Origin of the sequence: Halorhabdus amylolytica (genome assembly GCF_004944975.1) — an archaeon.
Lineage (GTDB): Archaea > Halobacteriota > Halobacteria > Halobacteriales > Haloarculaceae > Halorhabdus > Halorhabdus amylolytica.
Genome location: NZ_SPQG01000010.1, coordinates 55736 through 79157, shown reverse-complemented (window position 1 = coordinate 79157; position 23422 = coordinate 55736). Strand labels below are relative to the sequence as shown.

General features: G+C 55.3%; 20 protein-coding genes and 1 pseudogene. 9 read left to right on the top strand and 12 right to left on the bottom strand.

Annotated features, from left to right (window positions below):
• Positions 1–160 precede the first annotated feature (160 nt).
• The 6 genes and pseudogenes from E3374_RS12600 to E3374_RS17895 all read right to left on the bottom strand — a co-directional run bounded on the left by E3374_RS12600 (position 161) and on the right by E3374_RS17895 (position 10748).
• Positions 161–3799, bottom strand: coding sequence for a DEAD/DEAH box helicase (locus E3374_RS12600; RefSeq protein WP_136689358.1), 3639 nt, complete (start codon positions 3797–3799; stop codon positions 161–163).
• Entirely contained in the window at positions 3800–5947 is a 2148-nt protein-coding gene (locus E3374_RS12595; protein WP_248299486.1) for a DUF1156 domain-containing protein, read from the bottom strand.
• A 540-nt stretch (positions 5948–6487) separates the two neighbouring features.
• Positions 6488–6697: pseudogene (locus E3374_RS17900) on the bottom strand (DUF1156 domain-containing protein); the annotation flags it as partial.
• A gap of 15 nt (positions 6698–6712) precedes the next feature.
• Positions 6713–7330: a DUF7680 family protein gene (locus E3374_RS12590; RefSeq protein ID WP_011222497.1), complete on the bottom strand. Its 618-nt coding sequence runs from the start codon at positions 7328–7330 to the stop codon at positions 6713–6715.
• Positions 7327–10617, bottom strand: coding sequence for an ATP-binding protein (locus E3374_RS12585; protein ID WP_136689357.1), 3291 nt, complete (start codon positions 10615–10617; stop codon positions 7327–7329). The genes E3374_RS12590 and E3374_RS12585 overlap by 4 nt, the downstream gene beginning before the upstream one ends.
• Complete coding sequence (locus tag E3374_RS17895) at positions 10614–10748, bottom strand: hypothetical protein (RefSeq protein WP_006169676.1); 135 nt, start codon at positions 10746–10748, stop codon at positions 10614–10616. The genes E3374_RS12585 and E3374_RS17895 overlap by 4 nt, the downstream gene beginning before the upstream one ends.
• 218 nt (positions 10749–10966) lie before the next feature.
• On the opposite strand from E3374_RS17895, the gene E3374_RS12580 reads away from it, so the two are divergent.
• Positions 10967–11530, top strand: a complete 564-nt coding sequence (locus tag E3374_RS12580; protein WP_136689356.1) for a hypothetical protein — start codon at positions 10967–10969, stop codon at positions 11528–11530.
• 17 nt (positions 11531–11547) lie between these two features.
• On the opposite strand, the gene E3374_RS12575 is transcribed toward E3374_RS12580, so the two are convergent.
• The gene (locus E3374_RS12575; protein WP_049938490.1) at positions 11548–12591 is read right to left on the bottom strand and encodes an argonaute/piwi family protein; all 1044 of its coding nucleotides are present in this window, start codon (positions 12589–12591) and stop codon (positions 11548–11550) included.
• 371 nt (positions 12592–12962) lie between these two features.
• Complete coding sequence (locus tag E3374_RS12570; protein ID WP_235007261.1) at positions 12963–14387, bottom strand: hypothetical protein; 1425 nt, start codon at positions 14385–14387, stop codon at positions 12963–12965.
• A gap of 112 nt (positions 14388–14499) precedes the next feature.
• Here E3374_RS12570 and E3374_RS12565 point away from each other — a divergent pair, with 112 nt between their 5' ends.
• The gene (locus tag E3374_RS12565; protein ID WP_011222394.1) at positions 14500–15348 is read left to right on the top strand and encodes a hypothetical protein; all 849 of its coding nucleotides are present in this window, start codon (positions 14500–14502) and stop codon (positions 15346–15348) included.
• Positions 15349–15509: 161 nt separating this feature from the next.
• Entirely contained in the window at positions 15510–16142 is a 633-nt protein-coding gene (locus E3374_RS12560) for a hypothetical protein (RefSeq protein WP_248299483.1), read from the top strand.
• Between the two features lie 265 nt (positions 16143–16407).
• Here the strand turns inward: E3374_RS12560 and E3374_RS17455 are convergent, their stop codons facing one another.
• A complete protein-coding gene (locus tag E3374_RS17455; RefSeq protein ID WP_211194969.1) occupies positions 16408–16758 on the bottom strand; it encodes a hypothetical protein in 351 nt (116 codons plus the stop codon).
• Positions 16759–16857: 99 nt separating this feature from the next.
• Here E3374_RS17455 and E3374_RS12550 point away from each other — a divergent pair, with 99 nt between their 5' ends.
• Both E3374_RS12550 and E3374_RS12545 read left to right on the top strand, forming a co-directional pair.
• Entirely contained in the window at positions 16858–17292 is a 435-nt protein-coding gene (locus E3374_RS12550) for a TRAM domain-containing protein (protein WP_136689353.1), read from the top strand.
• A 157-nt stretch (positions 17293–17449) separates the two neighbouring features.
• On the top strand, positions 17450–17722 hold the full coding sequence (locus E3374_RS12545) for a hypothetical protein (protein ID WP_136689361.1): 273 nt from the start codon (positions 17450–17452) through the stop codon (positions 17720–17722).
• 84 nt (positions 17723–17806) lie between these two features.
• Here the strand turns inward: E3374_RS12545 and E3374_RS12540 are convergent, their stop codons facing one another.
• Together E3374_RS12540 and E3374_RS12535 are read right to left on the bottom strand one after the other, a co-directional pair.
• The gene (locus E3374_RS12540) at positions 17807–18502 is read right to left on the bottom strand and encodes a nucleotidyltransferase family protein (protein ID WP_136689352.1); all 696 of its coding nucleotides are present in this window, start codon (positions 18500–18502) and stop codon (positions 17807–17809) included.
• Positions 18499–19173: a helix-turn-helix domain-containing protein gene (locus tag E3374_RS12535; protein ID WP_136689351.1), complete on the bottom strand. Its 675-nt coding sequence runs from the start codon at positions 19171–19173 to the stop codon at positions 18499–18501. Before E3374_RS12535 ends, E3374_RS12540 begins: the two co-directional genes overlap by 4 nt.
• A gap of 493 nt (positions 19174–19666) precedes the next feature.
• Here E3374_RS12535 and E3374_RS12530 point away from each other — a divergent pair, with 493 nt between their 5' ends.
• Together E3374_RS12530 and E3374_RS12525 are read left to right on the top strand one after the other, a co-directional pair.
• Positions 19667–20539, top strand: a complete 873-nt coding sequence (locus E3374_RS12530) for a ParA family protein (RefSeq protein WP_128904668.1) — start codon at positions 19667–19669, stop codon at positions 20537–20539.
• A complete protein-coding gene (locus tag E3374_RS12525; RefSeq protein ID WP_121513335.1) occupies positions 20532–21017 on the top strand; it encodes a hypothetical protein in 486 nt (161 codons plus the stop codon). The genes E3374_RS12530 and E3374_RS12525 overlap by 8 nt, the downstream gene beginning before the upstream one ends.
• A gap of 285 nt (positions 21018–21302) precedes the next feature.
• Here E3374_RS12525 and E3374_RS12520 read toward each other — a convergent pair whose 3' ends face one another.
• A complete protein-coding gene (locus tag E3374_RS12520; RefSeq protein ID WP_135306283.1) occupies positions 21303–21722 on the bottom strand; it encodes a RidA family protein in 420 nt (139 codons plus the stop codon).
• 142 nt (positions 21723–21864) lie between these two features.
• On the opposite strand from E3374_RS12520, the gene E3374_RS12515 reads away from it, so the two are divergent.
• Positions 21865–22263 carry an ArsR/SmtB family transcription factor gene (locus E3374_RS12515; protein ID WP_135306282.1) on the top strand — a complete coding sequence of 133 codons (399 nt, stop codon included), beginning with the start codon at positions 21865–21867 and terminating at the stop codon, positions 22261–22263.
• On the top strand, positions 22256–23422 hold the full coding sequence (arsB, locus tag E3374_RS12510) for an ACR3 family arsenite efflux transporter (protein ID WP_135306281.1): 1167 nt from the start codon (positions 22256–22258) through the stop codon (positions 23420–23422). Before E3374_RS12515 ends, arsB begins: the two co-directional genes overlap by 8 nt.

Genomic DNA, 23422 nt, shown 5'->3' with positions numbered 1-23422 from the left:
TTTTCTGGCTAGTACTAAAAACGTGACCGGGTTGCTTCCGGAATTACCCCATTTGACGGCTTGATAGCTACCTCAATCACGGTGACGTCCGGCGGTTTTGTTTGTGGAAGATTCGTCCTTCCGGGAACTTCCGGAAAGCCCTCCGTCCCCGAAAGTGCCTCTACTCTGCAGCTGGAAGTTGGGATAACCAGTTCAGGACAGTTTGCTCTGCATCGTCAATGTCTGAGACCGAGTTCGTCCCCCCGAGGAGATTTTTCACACTCTCACTCGTTACAGCTGGTTCTACAACAGTCGCTTGTTTGGCTTCGGCGACCTGACTACTTCGGGTAACAGACGATCCACTCTCTCCACGCTGACCACAGACGAACTCCACATTATCGACTTCTGTTGGGGCAGCTTCGCGGACGAGCGCTTCGAATAGTGGATCTCCAGGTAGGAGCAGCCGAATCGACGGGAACTGCTCAGCAATCTCTGGGTTGAACGTCACAACAACACCGCTACCCCCTCCAAGCTCTGCCTGAGCTGTCTCTCCGAGCGACTCCGGCATTGCTACTGCATCCTCCTCTGGCAGTTCCAGAACGTATGCATCGTCGACGATATCTTCGAAGTCGTCGGCGCGGTCATGGTTCCGGAGGGCAGTAAACGACCATTCTGTCTCTTCGAGGCGGTCGCTTTGCGTAATCTGCGTCTCGATCGTCTCCAAGCTCACCAACGGTTCATACGACCGATCACCGGTCCCGATCTCATCGAATGCGGGATAGCAATAGGGTTCCCACCCGTCAAGTCCGGAACTCTCGATTATCGCCTCTTTCGTCGCCACCTCTTCTGGCTCACCTGCTAGCCCGGTCTCCTCGGCTTTCTCCTGGGCACGTTTTGCCCGTGAGTCCGCTTCTTCGACGACTTGCTCACTTGGCTCTCTGGTGTCATCCGATCCGGAACTACCCATAACGGCGTCTTTGATGTCCTGCTCGATGCTGTTCAGTACCGGACGCATCGGCCCAACCACGTTCTCGAACAGCTGTAACCGTCCCTCCAGTTCCTCGTAGATGTCGCCGTCGATGCTGTCCTTATAGGCGTAGTTGATGATCTTCACGACCTCGTTCTTCTGGCCAATACGGTCGATTCGACCGATGCGTTGTTCAACCCGCATCGGATTCCACGGCAAATCGAAATTGATCAGCGCATCCGCGGTTTGGAGGTTCAGCCCCTCACTCGCGCTGTCTGTACAGATCAGGATATTGGTATCCCCGTCAGTGAAATCGCGCTTGATCGCCTCTTTACCGACGTTCACCCACTCTCCGGTTGTTTCGTCGTACTGCATCCCGCCACCACCACTGTACGTACCGACGTTTGGATGCGTGTCTGTCAGCGTCTCACGGATATGCTCGAGGGTGTCGTGATACTGCGTGAAGATGATAATGTTATCACGGGCGCTCTGACGGAGTGAGCGAATGTCGCGGCGCAGCTGCGCTACCTTCGGGTCGGTGTGGGCTTGCCTGAGATCGTCCACGAACTCTTGGAGGGCCGTCCGCTCCGCCTGAATCACGTCAGCCGCGCCACGACTACTCGGCTGATAGGCGTCGAGGGATGCTTGGCCGATTGCCTCGTCGATGGTCGCTTCCGTCACTCCGGCGTCCCTACTAAGCTCGGAGACCTCCTCGGTCATGTCCTCAACCTTCTCGTCGAGCTTCTCCATCCGGCGCTGGAGGCTCTGCTTGATGGCGTGTAGACTGCTCGTCAGGCGTTGACGATACGTGGTCATCACGAAGCCCAACGCGAGCTTCTCCTTCCCTGTCAGGATTTTCTGCGACTGCTTATACGTCTCATCAATATACTGCTCTACCTGATCGTACAGCGGGGCTGCGTCACCCAGCTCGATACGTTTTGTCTCGACATCCCGAGTCGGAACCGTATCGTCGAGGAGCCCCAGATCCTGACACTGCTCCAAGACCGCTCGAGTATTCCGGAAGATGCGGGACTGAACTGGTGTCGCCCACTGAGAAGCTTCCACAAGTGCGCTCCACTCCGTTGGCCCACAGTCGAAAATGAGCGAGCGAGGATCGTCAAAGCGAGGGGAGGTTTCGCGCACGCCGACGAGTTTCTCGAGGGCTTTCCGCTGTTGAATTGACTCCGTGTCCGTCGCCTCGACTAGCGCCTTCGCCTGCTCGTCGTAGCCGGGATTCGACGTGAGATGTTCGTGAATGAGTTTCCCGAACCGTTCAATTCTCGGTCGGCCTTCGTCCTCCTCCAGATCGAGCTCTTTCTGGAACTGTTGGAGAACCTGTTGCTGTCCATCGGCTATATTCTGATACCGAGAGCCGACGGTGCTGAGGCTGTCCTCGAGTGCCTGCCGTGTTTCGAAGAACTCGACGAATCGGTCCTTGTCGTCCCAACCCTCTGGAAGATCGCACAGTCGAAGGAGATCGTAGAGCTCGCCAACATTCAGCTGCATAGGCGTCGCCGTGAGAGCGTAGAGACACCGGGAGGCCTCCTCGGCTTGTCCGAGCAGGTCGTAGAGTTTCGTCTCCTCGCGAGCACTGTGTGCCTCGTCGACGACTGTGAGGTCCCACACGTTCTCGTCGATGCGTGGGGCGACGTGTCCCTGATTACCTTCGCGGCGGGCGGTATGCCACGACTCGATTACGACGGTTGGCTCATCTCTCTCCGTAACGAACGAACCAATCGGCGTGTTCTCCCAGGCATCGGCGTCGACCGCTCCGGATGTGGGGATACGGTGGTCCTCTGCGTCTCCGAGAGGACCGATCATGTAATCACCGTCGTAGGACCGTTCGTGATAGTAGGCGTGGATATTGAAGCGGTCGAGGAGTTCGTTCTGCCACTGCTGTACCAACCCTGCAGGAACCAGAAACAGCGCCTGCTCAGCCTCTCCGACCTGCATCAGCCGTGAGAGGGTCAGGCCTGCTTCGATGGTTTTGCCGAGGCCCACCTCGTCACAGAACAGGAGGTTGTTCGGGTAGATACTGACTGCTGTATCGGAGATCGTTCGCTGATGGGGCCAGGGGGTGACAGTACTGATTTCCTCTGCGAGATGGATTCCTCCCGGTGTTCGTCCGGCGACCGAGACGACGCCAGCGGTATCGTCTTCGGGCACCGTCGTTTGGGGGTCGTGATTCTGGACCCGCTCGACGTGTTCCTCAAGTGTTCCATCGGTGTCCTTCCAGTCGATGAGGTCCTGGCGTGCAGCTTCGTCGAGCTCGAAGACATCGACGGAGGGGTGGAAACCGTTCCAGAGTGCGTTGAACGTCGAGACGTCTTCCTCGACGTACTTCGCTTCGCCGCGACTCCAGGAGCGATGAACTTTGAAGCGTTCGTAGTTGTACTGCCACGCACTGAGCGTCTCGTTGATACTTCCCTCGAAGCTGATCTTGTTGCCCTCGCGATCGACACCGATGCCGAGCTTCGGGTGGAAGAGTCCGTCACCGCCTTTGGGGTCGCCGACCTTGATTTGGAGGTCGCCGCGGTCGAGGAGGGTCGCGATGATGGTGAGTTGGGACTCAACCCACGGTTCGAGGGGTTCATCTGCGTCAGGGAACATCGCTCCCTTCTCGCGCTTCTGGAGATCGGCTCCAGCGATGACACGTACTGTTCCATCAGTCTCGAGGAGGGAGTCAACCCCTTCGAGAGCGTGCGCCAGACTACGCAGACTCAGATAGCCGGCCAGCCGGTCGTAGCGGATAACCTCGTTGAGGAATGGCCGGTAGAACGTCTCCATGAGCGTCCGGTTGGTCCGGAACTCGCTCTCGTACACCGGCTCCCACGAGACGTCCCTGAGGGTCATTTATTCGAACTCGTTGAGTGCTGCCTGATTATCTTCGTCGTCCTCTCCTCGAACGTTGAGATTGATGTTGCTGATGTCGATATCGAGGTATTCGCCCGTGCGCCCCGAGAGTATATCGCGAAGGGTTTCCGCAGTTTCGTGTTCTTGGGGAAGCACCTCGAGGAGGGCAGTGACGGTGGTCCGGAACCGCTCGTCATTCTTCAGACCACGATCGGATAGCCACTCCCAGGCAGCTTCTGGACCTTTGGTTTCGTAGACGTGGATGGCAGAATGGACTGCATCGATGCCGTGACTGAAGCGTTCATCAGTCGGGTTCACGGGATATTTGCGGCTGGAGACGTCTTCTCCGTTTTCGACACGAACGATGTCCTGTACTCGGTTGCTGTGGGTTTTGAGCTGGACATCACCACTGCTTTTCCCCCAGATTTTGGTGTCCCGTTTCACGTCGTCGATGTTGACACCGACGCCGATTCCGAGCTGTCGAGCCTCGTCATAGGGCATCGTGTCTGTTTCGTAAATTAGCCAAGAGAGGACGTACCAGCGCGTCAGCCCGTCAAGATCGTCGAAGCCTTTCGTGTCCAGATACCGCTCGGCGAGAACTTCCGCGACGGCGTCGCGGGCGGCTGAAAGTGCGTCGCGGGGCGGGACTTCCTCCCCCTTCTTATCCACGACGGGGTAGTTATCGGCGAAGACGCGTAGAGTTGGACCGAACGCTGCGATAATCGTGTCCGTCTTGGTGAGGCTCAGACCGGAGTCCAGAAGCTCTCGTGCAGCTTTCTTTGCTTCGGACCGTGTCTCAGATTTCACATCGTCCCAGAGCGTCGCCCCGCCAGTATCCTCCTTCTCGTGCAACGGCTTCCGTCCCGTGAGGAGGATTGTGCTGTCAGCACTCTGGCTCCCGCGCATCACGACGCGGTTTGGCATTTCACTTGTGATCGGGTGTGTCGCGGTAATTGTGAACCCGGCTTCGATGAGCGACATCGACAGCGTATCCCAGGCGTCGGTCTCCTTATGTGTGAACATAATTGTCAGGACGCCGCCGGGCTCAAGAGTCTCGTAGAGTTCAGAGAAGATTTCTGCCATCTTCTCTTCGTAGTCCTCTTTTGCGAGTTGCTTCTTTGACTTCTCACCTTCCAGTCCTTCGAATCTGGAGGTATTCGCAACAGCTTCGTCAGACTTGTTGGTTAGTTCTGAGGTGAAGAACTCGGGATGGACGTCGCTCAAGTACGCCTTCTGCAGGACGTAGAAGCCATCTGCGAGTTGGGCGTACATGACGCTATCATAGTATGGGGGGTCAACGACTGCAGCTTGGACAGAACCCTCTCCGACTTTCGACGTGAGATCAGCTGCATCCCCACAGTACACCTCTGCTGCGTCTCGGCCCGCAGCCATCTCAACGAGCTGCTCGTAACAGTCGATCACCTTCCGCGAGGTATCTTCGTACCCCATCGTTTCAGAGACTAAATTGTTGTCGCAGAACACTCGACGGAACGAGTAGTTGTGAGACATGAACATATTCGCAGGATATCCTCTTCCTGTGTCCCACGGAGACATTCGAGAGTTCCGATCAATCATCTTACTGGCAGAGATCGTAAGGATCGTCAGGATGGCCTCTGCCTCGCGTGTATCGTATTCCTCACGAATCTCCTCAGCGCATTCTCGAAATGCGTTACAGTACTCGTAATGGGAGACCAGCTGACGCGGATTGAAGATATCTCGCCATTCCTCCATCCCGTAAGTCGCCGGATCGGTGATACGACTACTCACTTCGACCTTTTCAGACAGGAAAGTGAGCAGCTCGAAGTCGGATTCGATACGCTCTTCGGCGCGCTTGAGGGCTTGCTGGTCGAGGTCGTCACCCGCCCGATACCCTGAACCACCACGGGGATCGTCGTACTTGACACCGTAAATCTGGTACTCGAACTCGCCGTTCTTCAGCAGTTCCCGAGTCTCTTCGTACTCGGTAATCACACCACAGTGGGGGCATTCTACGTCCGAGCGCGATACTGTCCCCTCCGACGGATCGAAGTCAGTGTTCGAGTTCTCTGTGAGCTCAACGCATTCATACGACACGTCCCCGTTCTCGTAGTGTGGTTTGATCGCGACGCCTTCGCCGGCGCTACGCTTGTGGAGCCACCACTTCGGCATCAACGGGACCGTCCCAGCACAGGACTCACACTGAATGTGGTACGTACAGGCCGATGCCAGCACTTCACGGCCATCCCGCTTCGTAGGGTACAGATCGTCGAGCTCCTCGCTCGCCTTCTTTTGGATTCGGTCGCGCCATTTGTAGAGGTCATCTTCGAGCGATCCGACCTCCGGCGCGTACTCTAACATCACCTTCAGGATCACCGACGGGACGGGATTCAGCTCATTCGCGATGGTGGGCAAGTCGTAGCGGATGGACTCGAAGGGAATCACTCCGCCACCAGCAGTCGCATCTAGAACAGTCGGTAATTCGCCATCCCAGGTCTCTCGCAACGAGGTATGTAGATCTGCCAGCTCGTCTTCGGTCGGAGACTGTGTGAACGGTCTCGGATAGCCGTACCACTCGCCGAGTGTCCCGTCACGCTGTCCTTCAGTCGTCTTGCGCTCTTGAACGTACTCGCTGATGTTCTCTTCTAGACCGTCTGGCCCGATCTGCATCAGCGACAGCAGTTCATCCGCACTCGTTCCCTCCTCCATTACCGATCCAAGAATCGCCAGACGAGCCGCAGGGGTGGGGCGGCGAGCGAACCACGGGTGGATGTACCGGTGCGGCGGCATGTGCTTCGGATTCGCTTCCTTGAGATTCTCAATCCCCACTGCCTTCAGGGGAAGTTCGCCCTCGATTGCCAGCGAGGTGTACTCGTCGTCAGATTCAGATTCGGTCTCGGATGTCGTGTGGGAGTCGCTCATAATATCGAAATCTCGTTAGATGTGGTCGGCGAGCAAAACGCGAAGTGCTTTCGTACCGCTGGGCGAGGACGGCGAGCGAGCCTTAGCGTGCCAGTAGTAGCATTCACCCAGGCTCATCTGGTCGATTCCCTTTGCGACTTCACGAAGACGGTCCCGGCGTCGCATTGGCTTCATCGCACGGAACGCGATCGAAAGCCGAACACCGGCCGCTTCGGGGAGACTGACGCTTGCGGGGTCGCCTGTACAGACGGTCTCGGGATCAAGACTCAGCTCACGGAAGGTGGATTCGATGAGGAAACTAACCTCGTTGAACGCCCCGCCGCGTAACGTCGCGATACGAATCGCACACCAGTCATCCCAATCGTACGCTGCGTCATCTGCCCCGGGGAGTTCGGACGGAGAACGGTCGCCGACAATGGCCTCCTCCAGTTCACGTACTGAGACGCTTACCGCTTTTTGCACTCTCTCGAACCGTTCTCGTCGAGCCGTCGCGATATCACGGGGCGCCAGCTCGTAGAGCGTGATTTCGTGCTGGTCGTCGACCCGATCACGCGTCAACACGAACGTCGGTCGATTCCCGTAGGCGCCGGTGGTGAAGGCGAACGAATTCCCCTCGGCGATGCCCTGGCTCATACTTGAGTCACCTCGCTGGATTCGATCACACGGATCTGCGTGTGCATCGTGACGGTGAATGCGTTGTCGACCGCGAGGAGCTCGTCCAGGAGGTCGAAGGTGTCGCCATAGAGACGGTCATCGCCCTCGTCGAACTCAATCGCGAACTCGGCTTCAGCGGTACGACCGCCATCCGGATTCGCGAGATCTTCCGGCTCCATGTTGAATCTGAGGTGGCTCGCAAAGACCTCCGGGCGTCCATTGAAATCGACTTCGAACTCTGATTTCGAGTCGGCTCCGTCGTTGGCTTCATAATCGAAGTCCATCGTCGTGTCCTCTGCGAAGTCCTCATCGTTGCTGAGTTTGTTCGCAGTGAACCACGCGCCCTTCCACGCATCAGCCCCGTCCAGATGGATCCAGACGCCTTCGACGATGGGCGTCAGTTCGTCAGGGTGTCCGTCGTACTCCTCGCGAGCGCTGGTAAGCTCATCCGCGATGTCAGCCCGCATTTCCTGCAGGGCCCGAGAGACGTGTGCGGGCTCAGAGGTGCGAACTTCGATGAGTTTACTGAACGGCTCAGGGTCGTCATCGCCACCTGAACCGCCGCCACTACTGCCGCCAGTCTCCTCATCATCGTCAGTAGTCTCGTCCTCTTGCTCTTCGTCTTCGTCGGGTTCCTCCCAGTCGATTTCACTCCCGACGTCGTCGACCAGCTCATCGAGCGAGGTGTAGAGTGTGTGCGACTGCGAGAGCTTCACGTCCTGATAGCTGAGCCCCGCGTGCAGATTCTTCGCGTCGTCGAGCTCGTGATCGGTTGCCGTGAGGGTCGTCTCGGGCGTGTAGTACCCGGTCTTCTGCTCCTCGTCCCAGTAGGCGTACCCGTCTTCACGGACGAGCTGGGCGATCGTCTTTCGCAGTGGGATGGGTGACAGGAGAATCTCAGCATCCTGGCGTTTCCCGAACTGTTCTTCGATTGCTCTCGTCGTCATCGAGGCCGAGCCGACGTTCCAGATCGTCGCCTCGAACCAGTCAACACCGTAGGCGTCCTCTCCTTCGGGGATGATCGCGCCTGCTTCATCGAGCTTCTCGATGACACTCTGATGGATGGTGCTGTCGGTGGTGACGTTCCGATGAGCCAGGCCATCTCCAGTCGGGAAGTAGAGATGCGTATACGCCTTTTTGATGTCCTGATCGAGCGTGCCCTTCGCGCTATCGAGGCGTTCACCGAGCTTGTCCTGCTGTTCGGTGTTGAGCTCGTACTGGTCGCCGAGATTATTCTGGATGTGTTTGATGGCAGCGACGCGCTCTGCGGTCCGCTTCGCGTCGGTCACGTCGTTCGCGCTCGCCGCGAGGAAGACGACGTTGTTCTTGAACACCCGTGGCGTCTTCTGTCCGCCACTCGACGATGCTGTATTCTTGAACAGCGTTTGGATTGCCTCGGGGACGGTCTCGTAGTCCGTGATGGTGACCGTATCGAAGTCCATCACGCACAGATGCGCTTCGTCGGCCGTATCCGGGATCTCGTGTGGCTCTTCCGGTCCGACAATCACGTTTAAACTACCCTGACCGAGTGCCTCGTCGAGGGCTTCCTCGAGATGCCGTCGTGCGAGCCCATCTTGCAACTGCTCGACGACAGAATCGATGAGTTTCGTGAGGTTCGGCTCTGACTTGAACTGGATTTTCTCACCGTTGTCTCCGTGCAGATAGAAACACGCAGACCGACGTCCCTCTCCAAGGAGGTTATTGAGCGCGTCGTCGTAGTGCGCTAGCTCGACTTCGGTGTTGGCAATCGCGTGTCGAAGAGGCCGGCGTGTAGTCCCGCGTCCGTCGGCCCCCTTCACGATGCTTTTCCAGAGAATTGCCGTCGTCAGATGTGTTCCGAGTGGGGGGTGTCCGTTCTTGACCCAATTCCGGTCCTCTTCCTCTGCGTTCGCCGTGCCATCTTCCGAGAAGATGTCGGCTTTGATTGCGGCCTCGAAGTCCATGTCGACCGACGAGAACAGCCGGAGAAGCGTCGAACGGACGTCCCCGTCGGAGGGATGCATATCGAACAGACGGACGAAGTGGCGTTCTTGGTAGTCGCTCTGGTGCTGCCAGAGGCGGTAGACTGCGCGGGAGAGCAGCTTGAGCGCACCACGAGTGCGCTGGAACGACGGGAGGGAGTCCAGTTCTTCTGTGAGTGTATCGATGACCGTCGGATGAATCGGGTAGCTGTCTTCGAGGCGGTCTCGGTGTTCCGGGTTCGTCGCACTGTCGGGGTAGGAGTCACGATCACCCGTGTAGAGAGACATGTAGGCATCAACAGTCGCATCGCGCCCATCTTCGGCGACACTCTCGAACAAGCGGTGTCGCAGGACAGCCGCAATTTCGTTGTCCTCCGTCGGCGTGATGGAGCCCTCGACACGGTCGCTGATACTGTTGAACTCAGAGATGGTCTCGGAGACGAGACCACGGACGTCTTCGGCTTGGTCGGCGAAGGCGGTGTCCGCGATACTGAGGACAACAGTGACCTTGTCGTTGTTCTGCGTCGCGGACAGCAGCGACATCAGGAAGGTATTCGTCTGCTTGGCGAGCGTCGAATCCCCGATTTCGACAGCGGCAGCTTGCTCGAGATATGCGGCGATTTCGTCGATGAGGATGAGCGACGGATTGTCGTTCCGCTCGAAGAGCCGCTCGAGTTTGGTTGTTCCTGGAGGCGTTCGGTTCTCGTCGTTTTCGCGCAGGAACTCGTAGCCTTCTCGTCCGAACAGCTGGTAGGCCATTTCGCCCCACATCGTCTTCGTCGCGGGGGCGTCAGGGTCGTCGTAGTTCGAGCGAGCGTCCTCGGCGTCGACGTGTGTACCCACGAAGACAGCCGTGTTGACGTCGAGACCGAGTGCGGCGGCGTCAGTATACTCGTCGGCGATGTCTTGGTCGAGGATGAAGTCAGACAGATCGGGGACAGCACTCGGCGATTCTGCGAGGTGATACGCGGCAATCTGGTTGTGGGTTTTCCCACCACCGAAGCTGGTGTCGAGTCGGAGAATGCCGTTCGTGCCGGTGTAGTCGTCGTTATGTGCGCCGACGAAACGGGTTGCGAGACGAGTGAGAAGCTCCTGCAGACCGCTAGTGGGGTAGGTTTTCTCGAAGAAGAGTCGAGGGTCAGCGTAGACATTAGGAGCGTCGTCGCTGTGGGCGACGTCCGCGAGGCTAGCCGCGAATTGGTCCTCGGCGAGTTCGCCGGTGAGAACGTCCTGGCGAGGTTCGCAAGAGTCGAAAATACTCGGCGGTCGATTCGTCGTGCCGGTGGTTGTGGGCGTATCGCTCATTCGTTTGTAGAGGTAGTTTCGTTGGCGCGTTCTTTGAGGAGCGTCTTGATTACTGAATCGAGGGACGTGTGGTCTTCCTCGTCCTTGATCTCCTCTAGCTGTTCTTTCGTCCAGTCCTGTACCCGTATCATCGGCATAATTGTATCACGAAATGTCCACTTCCCTGAGTTTCCTGCATAGTAGGTTATCAGGGTGTATACAGACAGTTGACTTAGTCATTTGGTATTTTAAAGAGGAGTTTAGTGTAACAGGTCTGGAGTTCGACTATGATACGCCCCTCTGGCCAATCTGACATCCAATCCACCAACTATTAGCCATCTCTTTGTAGCTCCGATCAGACTCGGACAATATGCCGAAGCCCGATATCGAAGTCCTCGACGACGGCGACGCCTATCCATATTCGTCGCATATCAGCGTAGCAGGTACAGAACTCCAGCTGGGCGATCTTCTCCTCGTGTTTGATTCTCCCGACGACAATGGTGTCAGCTTCTTCGAGCGTGTCTATGGGTTTACTTGGCCGGGAATTATCACTCACGTCGTCGATGGGCCGGTTCCTGCTGAGTTCCACAATTTCGAGGATTTTGCTGCGGATCTCGACAGCGGGAAGTTCGCGGTCGCCAGCAAACGCGAACAAACGAGCTTCTTCGTCGACGAAGACACCGTCCGCACTATCACCCTCTACCGATACCAGTACCAGGGCGGGTGGCAGCCGATCGTGATTGATGAGCGACGAGATCCACTTGAGAACACCCCCTTCAATGAATCAATTACTCTCTATGAGAATGGAGAGCAGGTAATTGAAGAACTACTCGGGACGAGTTCCCCTGAAGAGAAGCAGGAGGTTGAGCATATCCGCGAATTTCTGCGGTCTGCTGGTTATCAGCTAGATCCAATCTCTGATTCAGACGAATAAGCCTCTCACTCACCGATTCACATATAGTAGAAATACTGTGGCCGAACCTCTGAAATGGACTCAGTATCTACTTCGGATAGGATTGTACCGACACGCTTTGCAACACTCACGGTTGCTGGCATCCGAATTGCGTAGTCCGATGTATTCCAGTCGAGTTTTGTGAAAAAGAGAATCTCCTTACAGATCTCTAACGAGGGTGTCTCACAAATCTCGTCAGGTCGGATCTCAATCGGTGATGGTACTCCACTCCCCTGATAGGTCGTCTCTTCCGGGACATATCCGGATGTATAGAGATAGTGGACGTCGTCATCAGGGACGCTCAGGAGGGTTCCCCGCATGGCGGGATAATCCGTAGGTGGGAACAACCTGACCTTTGGCCGCCTACGAACCCAGACTAGATCTAAATCGCGAACACCGTCTGTGGCATCAAGCAACCCTTCACGTTCTTCTTCCCAGAAGACAGATGGCTTATGAAGGACGAACCGGCTGGGACGTGTCCCTTTCTGAGCTTCGTAGTATTCCAGAATCTGCTCACCTACCTGTCTAGCCGCCTCATATGAGAGGTGGGGAGACCCATTCTCGTCCTCGGTGATATCCGGGAGTGGATCGCTCTGAAGGATAATATGGTCCCGTCCGTGAAAGACGTGAGCAAGAGCAGCTCGAATTACATCATCTCCTTCGTCTCGCTCTCTGTAGAACGAGAGCCCTGCGTAGCAGTGCCCATCTTCGATCTGCCGAGTTTTCCAGGGATGCCCTCGTTGAGACTTGTATAGAAGTCCAACTGTGAGATTCCAGGCCCGAGATGCTCGCTGTCGGTCAGTACGGATCGCAAGTGTGGATGGCTTAATTAGCTGTGTGGGGATTCGAGCCTCCATCCCGATCAGCTTGATTCGATTTCGCAGATCAGAACCTTCCGACTGGATTCGCGCATGGTCTTGGTTCTCAGGAGTACACGCGTCCATCACTTCTTGCGGAATACAGACGATGATTGCGTTCGGCTGAACCGAATCCCGTTCGATTATCTCTATGTCTTTCTGCACTAGCTTCAGGAATCGCTCCATCCGATCTCTGGGGGTCGATTTACTCGTAACAGATTGGATGTCTCGTCGACGAATTTGGCGTCTCCAGCCCTTTTTTGCATTAATAGAGAGATTGAGCGGGGAACTCTTACCTAGCCCGGGATAGGGAACCTGCCACGGATTATCACTTGTTCCTGGATGGATCCCGACCTCCATATCATGAAGTAGTTCGGTCAACCGGCGGATTGAATCTCGATCGCCGATAATCCCGAGTTTGATTGTATGGTGTCCTTCCTCATAGAGGCGTGGACCATATCTGATAAGGCCTCGTTTGGGAGAGGTTTCAGTACCTCCTTCAAACTGAATCTCTGGCTCCTCGAGGTGACGAAGCGTGAACGGGGTATCTTGGGGCGTCATTGTTCAATTCCACCTGTGTTTTCGAGATCAGAAGCTGACTCGATGAGCTCATCACGTTCGTCTCCGTCTTTGGGCGGGCGGACATTGAGGGAAAGCGAGTCAACTCTGGTTACTTCGAGTTCCTTTACGACGGGTATCTTTTCACCCATAAATCGATCAAGCTGAGTCTGATCGGACATCAGCAGCTCTTCCCAGACACGCAGCTGGCGGTCGTACTTACTATTCTGGGCGTGGAAACGATTTGGCGAGAAGTCGTTTTGGAGCCGCGATTTACGCTCGCCTGTTACAGGTCGACGACCATCTGAAGTGAAAACCTGTGTGGGTAGCAGAACGTAGTAGTATTCTCCCGCATAGCGCCGTACTCGTACTTTGACACCGCGGTGGATGACATCGGGGTAGGAGTCTAACTCCTTTGCAACCCAGGATCGACCTAGTTTTCGTTCGGTACCGTGCTGTCTGCGATCCAGTTCCGGGTATACGGTTGTTCCCTTCTCACGGTCGATGAGACAATCGTTATCTCTTGCAACGAGAGTGAAAATCCCCCTGAGAAGGGATCTTACGATGTTTTCACGCTCCTCTTCTTGAGCCCGCGTTCGGAGGAACTTCTCGAACTCTCGCGTTTCGAAACGGTCCTCGTGTATGTAATGACGAGTAGACCCCGGAAGATGGTCCGGATGAACGAGCGAATATAATTTCCGCTCGTGAAGCTTGATGGGGAACGCTTCGTTGTTGTAATTATAGACGCGAGCAGATTCGGCTTCCTCTGTCGTCTCTATGATGTACAGTGTCTCTGGGTAGCGGGTTACCTGAAACAGATTCGTCGCATATTCTGTTTCCTCAGAAACCGGTTCATACGAATGAAGATATGGTTCGTACTGGAACCGTTCTGTTTTCTCGAGCTGATGAGCTTGTTGACGGAGGTCGTCGTATGTACCTACGAAAACATGGGTATCGATAGCAAAATCTCGGAACTCATCTACATCAGTATCATCTAGCCGATCTACGACCTCATCGTTAACGCTGTCTTTGAGCTTTTCGTAGAAGTCGACCAGTTTCTGATTATCGGTGACATCACGATCGAACAGGGCTTTCCAGAGCTGGTCATTAGAAAGTGTCTCCGTAAAAATATAGAAATCAAACCGGTGGGGTTGGGGTTGTTTGATATATTCGAGGAAATACCGGGCCAATTCGTCTCTAAAATCGTTCGGGCTGAGGCCTGTGGAATACGCTTTTGCCTCGGCTACCACTTTATCGCCCGTAGCTTTGTTCACAAACTGAATATCGTCAAGCGTAGAGTGGAAGGCTGAATCCCGTTCGACCATGTAATTCAGCCCTTCCATGTACTCGATGACGACTTCCTTATAGTCCTCCCCGCGTCTCGCCGTCCCTTCCCGCTCTTTATATAGATTGTAGATGGGCACGTTGTATCTCGTTACAAGGAAGTCTCGTGTGAATTACTTTTCCCTCAGTCGTTGGATAGTCTAGTGGGATCCGACGGTACTTCTATAAAACGAGCGGTATATATTGGAGATAATGAATCGCGAGGACTTGGGAACGACTCTGCGCCTCCTCAATCGCGAACGTGGGGCCGCGGATGCGTTACCGAAAAAGTCGCTTCACAAGCTCCTCTACCGTATTGACGTCAAATCTGCCGAGCGAAATCTGGATATCTCGATCCCGTATTATTGGTATCTCTTTGGTACTGTCTCTCCAGCCACGCCCTCGACTGTCCCCTCAGCGAGTATTAACGAGCCCGGACTTGAAGATCGCCTACGTTCTGTTGTCTCAGAGGCTCTCTCTGAATATTACGAACATGGATTAGAATGGCTCACAGACCGAATGTATGATGATGCGCCGTATCAGGTTCAGCGGGATTTTCGGGAGCTAGATAAGAAAATACGAACGTTACATACGGAGTACCACGATTTCTTTGAGGTTGACCCAAGCAGAGAATCAGTACTCAGCTCCGTCCACGACACTTTTGAATCATTTCCAAACGACCGATTTCCGGAGTACGATCGACCACTAATCAAGTGGTATAACGCGGTCACTCGAGAACTCCATTCGCATTCTCCTGATCCCTCCAGATTGATGACGGTGAATGTAACGTTCTGGCGTATCTTTGCACTTGAGCTTGCTCAACGGCATGCCCAGGGAATGTCTCCGGAAGAGGTTCGTGGGAACCTCGGTATAACCTCGTTTGAGGAGGCTCGGAGTTCTGCGATTCAGAAACTTGACGAATTCGAAGAGGAAGACCTTGATGCGAAATTTTCTGGATTACCGACTGAACTCGAATCTGAACGGAGTGCAGCTGACGAACTTGTTGCTCCGATTCTTGAACGCCGGGGAATTGCGCACGAAGATCTCCATCCGGGCCAATGACTCGATACTTCGTAGACACTAACGTCCTCATTGGACTCACGTTTTCTCACGATCGGTGGGCCGTAGAAGCAGAGCGTATCCTAGACGGTCATAACACGCTCTTCACGAGTGAGTTTGTGATCTACGAGTATTGCAGCCGTCCACAAGGAGCGCCTCGAGTTGTGTCTGACCCCGATCAGCTACAGGTTGACTCTGACGATACCGATGGCGTGTTCGGGACCGTTCTTGAAGACTTTCAAGAGAACGTCGAGGATAATATCCCAATGTACAACCGAGAAATCGATTTACAGCGCTACGATGGGCTTTCCTTTGAGAGGATCTTAGAGATTTTCTTCGATAATATTGAGGTTCGAAGTCAGGCCAAGCCACACTTTGTTCGACACTTCCAGGACTACTTCTCCTCGCGTGAAATCACCCCACGGAATGCGAAACGGTGTGTCGAAGATCTTCGAGATCGTGTTCTCCACGACGCAAAGGAGCGGAAAGACGCACTAATGGATGCTGTCCACGTCATGTCGTCAACTTATGACAATCAGGAGCGCGCTCGCGGTCTAGTCAAGGAGCACATCGGAATTCGAGAGTCCCGGATACCTCCAGTAGACTCTCAGTGGCTTCTTGACGCCATAGGGCTTGCAGAACGCGATGTGCTTCAGCGTATTGTGACCGGAGATAAGAAAGACATTGTCCGATATCAGCAACAGCTGACGTCATTATTTGATGTTTCAATCCTCTATATTTTGGATGAGTTTCATACGCGTTCCCAGGTCGGTCAGGATTCACACGAGATCCTCTGATTACGCAACGACTGGTTAGAAGGTACACTGTCGCCGGAGCTGAGGTCCACTCTGACAGGAAGTACTTATGGGTGCCGTCCGGACGAAGCGTATGGGACTCTTTGACACCTTATTTAGCTCATCCACCGGGGATACTGTCCCTCAGGCACAGCAACCGAGTCAGCACGAAATCTTCCCCGAGGACAAGTACAATGTCGCATACGCTGTAGCCGCTCGGCGTGAAGAAATTCGGGCGTTAGAACACCTTCTAAAAGCGGATCAGACCTCACCTACCGCCTTGGAGGCTGAGCCTTTCCTTCAGGATATAATCGAAGATATGGAGCGGGATCGGGAATACTCCCTCCGCCTTCGCACTTCTGGGGAGGAGCTCGTCGACGATATCCGTGAACTCATAGAGCATTGGGACAATCAGGTAGATGAGCAGATAGGGACGATTTGGTGGCCTATCGGAGCAGATACGACGTTCAGGTTGTACCTCCATTATCTGGAACTCCGTGCTGATGCGGAGGATGACCAATTTTCGTTCCCGGAGTCTGCTGGGCAGGTTCACACTCTCGTCCAGCGTGGTCTCAGTGCAATGGAAGATGATGACGACTCGAAGCTCGCTGTAGTCCATAAGCGAGACATTCCTTGGGAAGAACCAGCTGAGGACAGCTGATCCAGTTCGCTCCTTCTCAAAGAGACCGATTAATTGTATCCAGTATCAAACCCAGTTATGGTAGAAATATCAGACTCCCTGTGTTCGCTTTTCACTGCGAAAATTAAGGAGGAGGATGGCACTTTCGTCATCGAGATTCCTCCGAGTGAGATCAAGCACGGGGCGCTGACCGGTGATGAAACGTACCGCATCGCTCTCCTTGATTCCTCCTCCGAAGCTGAATCAACATCTCCACAGGCCCCACGGCATCCCGCCTCTCAGGGGAGCACGAGCCATGATTCATCTGGTCCTCCTGTTGATGAGGGAGAAGTGCGCGACGTGACAATCGAAACCGTCGGTGATCAAGGAGACGGTATTGCGAAAGTCGAACGGGGGTACGTCGTGATCGTTCCCGGCGCTCAGCCCGGCGACGAGCCAACAGTCGAAATCGAACAAGTTCAGGAGAACGTCGCGTTTGCGAGCATTGTCGATAGCGATCCGCGAGCACTCTAACCTGTTGTCCCTTCTGCGGATCGGTCTTCTTCTCGGTAAACCATCGGTGTGAGAAGGCTCCGTTCGCGTTTGTCTGATGGAGGTGGTTCTGAAAGTCACGTCACGTTTTCTTCACGCGCTCGCGATGACACAACCTTCCAAAGCCGAAATACAATCTATGACAAAGGAACCGATTGAGGTACTCGACGACCTGGCCAACCAGGTCGCCGATGAGTTTGAGGCGTATAGACAGCCGGACGAATTCAAGGATGTCTCGCTCGTGATTGAGAACAGCGACGAGGAACATCCGACGCTGATCGTCCACGTTGATAGAGAGGACGCGGAGTCCCTTGCCGACCGTATTGATGAGTTCCTCCGCGAGCATGGTGCTCGTACTGAACGGGAACGACACTCAGCTACGGATGTCCGTGTGTTAGCGACGGTCGACTGACACCGCCCCTCCAATTTTTTGACTGACTGCAAGCACCGCTGAAGGACCCTATCTTCATTTCCGATCAAGGGGGTCCCGACCGCTTCAGCTCAGGTGGTTAATCTGTGCAGACAGATACTCTTGGAGAGCGGTGACCGTTTCTTCTGAGACTGCTGAGGCCCCGAAGTCACTCCGATACCCGTGCTTGAGTTCATCGCTCTCTATGATCTCCAGTCCACGCTCAAGCTGCTCCCGTAGCGCATCGTCGTCCCCTCGCCGAAGGTGAGGCGTGACAGCGTTGAGGTCGCTCTCTTCTGCGACCGCCAGGACGTCCCGAAGGTCCGTTTCTCTGCCGCTGTGGAGCTTTGCCGCCACGAGGACGGCCCCATCGATCACTCTGGCTGTCGTCGTCACTGTGCCTCCGCTCACCTCCTGTTGGTGGCTGTGGTCGTACAGGTAGTCGAACGACCACTGTGCCTCCGTCTGGCGACACGCGAGTCCGTTCACCAGGAGATCGAAGCCGATCGGCTGCTGCGGCGTGAGCCGCTTCTCGTACTCGATTACTTCGGTGTCGTAGAACCATTCTTTGGCGTGGCTGTCCGTTTTCTCGAATCCCCGCTGTTCGAGGAACTCGACGAAGTCAGCTTTGGAATCCGGCGCGACGACGATATCGAGGTCCGTGGAGAAGCGAGCATTGAATGCTGAGACAGCGTAGCCGCCAACAAGAACGTACTCGTGGCCCTCTTTGGTGAGCTCCTCGAGCAGTTCGATGAGCGCGTCACTTCGGTTGTTGAAGCTCATGGCTGCGCCCGTTCGGTCTCTCGATACGTGACGCCGAGGTCAAGGTCCTCGTACATCCGGTCGAGCATCGCCAGCGCCGACTGGAACTGGGCGTAGTTCTCGCGCATGTACTCGATCGTCTCTGCTCTCGGTATCACCGGGTACCCTTCGACGTGCTCGATATCGAGTGACGCGCGTGGCTCGAGGACCATCTGTAGCGGTCCGCTAAGCTCGTCTCGGGGCTGTCGTTCGAATGCGGTCGGGAGGTCGAAGGACTCGAAGAACCCCTCCCAGGCGTCGACGTCCTGCTCACGAACAGCCAGGAACAGTGGATAGTCGTTGGGCTCGCGACCGACTTGGTAGCCGCCCTGAGTCCACACGTAGACGGCGTCGATCCGCGTGAACGCGAACGGCCAGTCACCGAATTGTGGGATGACGTATGTTTCCTCGATGGAGGGTGGACTGACGCCAGCGCTGGCAGCGACGAGCTCGAGCGCTGCGTCGCGTACGCGCTCGTCGACTACAGTGAGGCCGTCATCATAGGAAACGTAGCCTGCCTCTTCCAGCCGATTGACGGCCTGTCTCACTGTCTCGTAGGGCGTGTGGAGGTGTTGGGCGACACGGCGGATGGAGTCACCACTCTCGATGGCGAGGATAGTCTGTGCCGCCGTGTCGTCGAGAACCTCATACATCTGGTAGTTACCAATAATCCGGTAACAGCTAAAGGTCTTACTAGAAGACGGGGTAGAACGGCTCTGTCTGAGTTCTATCACTCGGGACTCTCCCATTGAATGACTGAAGAATGTAGATCTCATAGCCAATCTGCATAATGTGAATAATGTAGATAATGTAAATTGGGCTTCTTCAATTGGTTCGTGTGGGTGGCAAAGATTGTGATGAATGCGTATGAAATGCTGATTATCTAAATTATGTAGATTGCGTAGGGTCGACGGTGATTATGCCAATTGAGATTGTGCCAACAATCTACGTAATGTACAAAATGTAGATTGTGTAGATGGCGTACGCAATCTGTCTGGCACAGAATTAAGATGGACGAGCATCATTGACCGCGTATGACCAGTGCAAAACGTACATTATCGACAAAACTCGCGCAACCTTCAACATCTACCCAATGTACATTACCTACAAAATGTACAAAATCCGCTTCTTACGGGGTGCTGAGCTATGAGTGCTGACGAGTTTGAAGGGCTCCCCGGAGCAGCTGTCTCGTTGCTCAAGGGAGGGGTAGGGAAATCCACGATCGCGCTCAACATCGCTGATCGACTCGCTGCTCGTGGCCATGAGACGGTACTATTGGATCTGGATAAGGACGGGCACATGACGACCCAGTTGGGATACGACGATGCGTACGACCGAGATGCGAACCTCGGTGACGCCCTTATCGATGGTGAGGACCCCGAAGACCTGCTTATCGAGACGGACTTCGGCGTTCACCTACTCCCGTCGAGTAACGAGCTCGAGAACGTCGAGACGAGGCTGAAGGACGAACGGTTCGCAGACGTGAAGCTTCGACGGAACGTCGTCGATCCGCTCATTCAAAACGGATACGACTACGTGATAATTGATGCCGCAGGCGGCCGTGGGAAACTCTCCGACAATGCCCTCATCGCCGTCCAGCGCGTCATAATCCCGCTAATCCCGCGTGCTGGCTCGATCAACGGCCTCAATAAGATGATTGAACGCCAGATCTCCCCAATCCGGCAGAATATCGGGTTGGATATCCTCGCAGTCACTCCGAATATGATTCGCGAAACAATGGGACAACGCAACGAGCATCGGACTCTCGTTGAAAATCTCAACCGGGAGTTCGGTTCATTCGTCCCCGAGTACGCTCGTGTGGACCCGGAGATCTTCGATGCCCTCGATGATTCGGAACGCACCATCGATAGTATTCCGAAGCCAGGGATTCGCGAACGGACCGCGATTTCTCGCGCGTTCAAGCAAGGAATGCCGGTCTCGGAGTTCGACGAAGATTGCGACCAGATCCCGAATTTCGATCACTTAGCGGACCTCGTGGAGGAACACAGCCATGCCTAATGAGGACGACCGTTTCGGGGACGTCGCTGAACAGCTCAAACAAACGGAGGAAGGAGCCGAATCGGATGACGACGAACGTACTGACGCCCAGGATGAACCGCAACCGGATGAAGAGATAACTACTGAGGACACAGAGTCGGAGACTGAGTCCATTCCTGAGCAGGATGAGGAGGATGTGGACGAATCCACCGGTGGACCGGCCTTCTCCTTTGATGAGACCGATATGCACGGCTTCTATGTCCGGGAGGACACGTGGGATGGCGTCACCCGGATGCGATCATCGGTAACTGCTGCGTGTTCTATGTTTGATGTTCCCGAGTTTGAGGGAAGAGAGTTTCAAGATGCGTGTCTCCGGGTAATTGCGGACCACGGTGATGAGGTTGCCCTCCAGATCCTCCGGGAGCGTGGTATCGAAGCCGATGAGGAACGTGTTCAGGAAGTTGTTGAGATGCTGAGCGAGCAAGCTACGAACGACTAACATTGGATTTGGCTGATTTTCCTCACCATTCAAATTTTGTGCGCATTGTACATTATGCAGATTGTGTAGCAAGCTATCTGCTTGCAGTCTTGCGATTATTCTCAGAACCGGGTCCGAACGGCGGTCGCGCAACAGTTGAGACTGGCAGTCTCAATGCATACGGTTCCGCTCGACTCTATTGGTATAGAATTGGGCAGATACTGGGCGGGATGAAACCGGTGGCGAACATCGCCCGTTTATCTGATCCAACTTATCCGTGAAGGTAGCTGCAACGACCTCTCGGCTCTATTCGATGGCGACGACGGCATCCACGGTAACTGCAGCATCGCCGAGCAGTTCACAGACGCCGATCGTCGTTCGGGCTGGATACGTCTCATCAAAGTACTGCTCATAGGCGTCATTCACACGCTCGTATGCATCCATCTCAGCGAGATACAGGGTGAGCTGCAGAACGTCACTCATTTCTTTCCCGTGCCGTTCAAGCTGGGTTTCGAGGTTTCCTAAACACAATTCGAGCTGACGCACAGGGGATGCATCGCTCGCGATCCGGTCTCCATCCTCCGGCAGTTGGCCTTCGATGAAGAGGAGGTCCGAATCTCCCGTTTTCTTGCCATAGCCGCCGATAAATTTTGTTCCGTCACGCTGCTTGCGGCTACTCTCACTGGCACGACTTAGCTGTGATTCGGTCACTGAGTTCGCCTCCATATTTTGATTTAGAGTATATTCAAGTATAATGTTTTCCGTCTGTTCTCGATTCTCGAGCACCACCGCACTGTGAGGCGCTTGAGTGAACAATACCTCGGCTATACCGCAACAATTAATTGAGAATCTACTCAAGTCGATATTGATGGCACAAACTACAGAACGACTTCGCCGCTATCTCGATGATGAACTCGGGGAGTGTCGCAACGAGGATGTTGAGCGCCGCCTCGACGAACTCAGCACCCTCGAAGCAGCACTCGGGACAGCGCAGGTGAACGCTGAACTCGATGTGCTCTCAGCACTCTCCAACGAGACACGATATACGCTCGTCCGTGTGCTCGTTGCCGCACAAGAGGAACTCTGCGTCTGTGAACTGAATGCGGTCGTCGACGTGACCGAGAGCGGGCTCAGCCACGCGCTCTCGAAACTTCTCGATGCAGGACTCGTTTCGGGCCGAAAAGATGGCCGGTGGAAGAAGTACCGTGCAACAAACCGGGCTGTCGCGCTTATCACTGTCCTCGAGGGGAGCGTGACCGATGAGTAACGTCGATGCTCACGACCATGGGCCGAACTGCGACTGTGAGAGCTGTGGCGACCCGCGGTCGATGGACTTCCTCGATAAGTACCTCACCGTCTGGATTCTCGGTGCGATGGCCGTCGGCGTGGGACTCGGATTCGTCGCCCCGTCGGTAACCCAGCCGATTCAGGACTTCCATCTCGTCGAAATCGGCCTCATCGCGATGATGTATCCGCCGCTGGCGAAGGCTGACTACTCCCAACTGCGGGCCGTGTTCAGCAACTGGCGTGTGCTCGGACTAAGCCTAATTCAAAACTGGTTGATCGGCCCGACGCTTATGTTCGGACTCGCTGTGATCTTCTTCAGTGGACTCGTGCCTGGCCTGCCTGCTCGTCCCGAGTTCTTCCTCGGCCTCGTGTTCATCGGAATGGCCCGCTGTATCGCGATGGTCCTCGTCTGGAACGAACTCGCAGAAGGCTCGACGGAGTACGTGACTGGGCTGGTCGCGTTCAACAGCCTCTTCCAGATCGTCACGTACGGTGTCTACGTCTGGTTCTTCGGGCTATTCCTCCCGCCACTGCTCGGGATGGAAACGCTCGTCGCGGGCATCGAGACGTTCAATGTGACGCCGATGCAGGTGTTCCAGGCGATCGTTATTTTCCTCGGCATCCCGTTCATCGGCGGGTTCCTCACGCGGTACATCGGCACGCGAGCCAAGAGCGAGGAGTGGTACGACGAGACGTTGGTCCCCAAGATCGACCCAGTCACGCTCGTTGCGCTCCTCTTTACGGTCATCGTGATGTTCGCCACGCAAGGCGAGAACATCGTCGCCTCGCCCGGTGACGTCCTCCTGATCGCCGTCCCGCTGACGATCTACTTCGTCGTGATGTTCCTCGTCAGCTTCGGGATGGGTAGGGGCATCGGCGCGGATTACTCGACGACGACGGCCATTGGGTTCACCGCCGCCTCGAACAACTTCGAACTCGCGATTGCGGTGGCGGTCGCGGTGTTCGGTGTCGGCTCCGGCGTCGCCTTCACCACCGTCGTCGGCCCGCTCATCGAGGTCCCGGTCCTATTAGCGTTGGTCAACGTGGCGCTGTACTTCCAGCGCAAGTTCGACTGGAGTGGTGCCACAACCGGACAGCTCAGCACCTCTTCCTCCCCACCGCCCGCTGAAGACGACTGA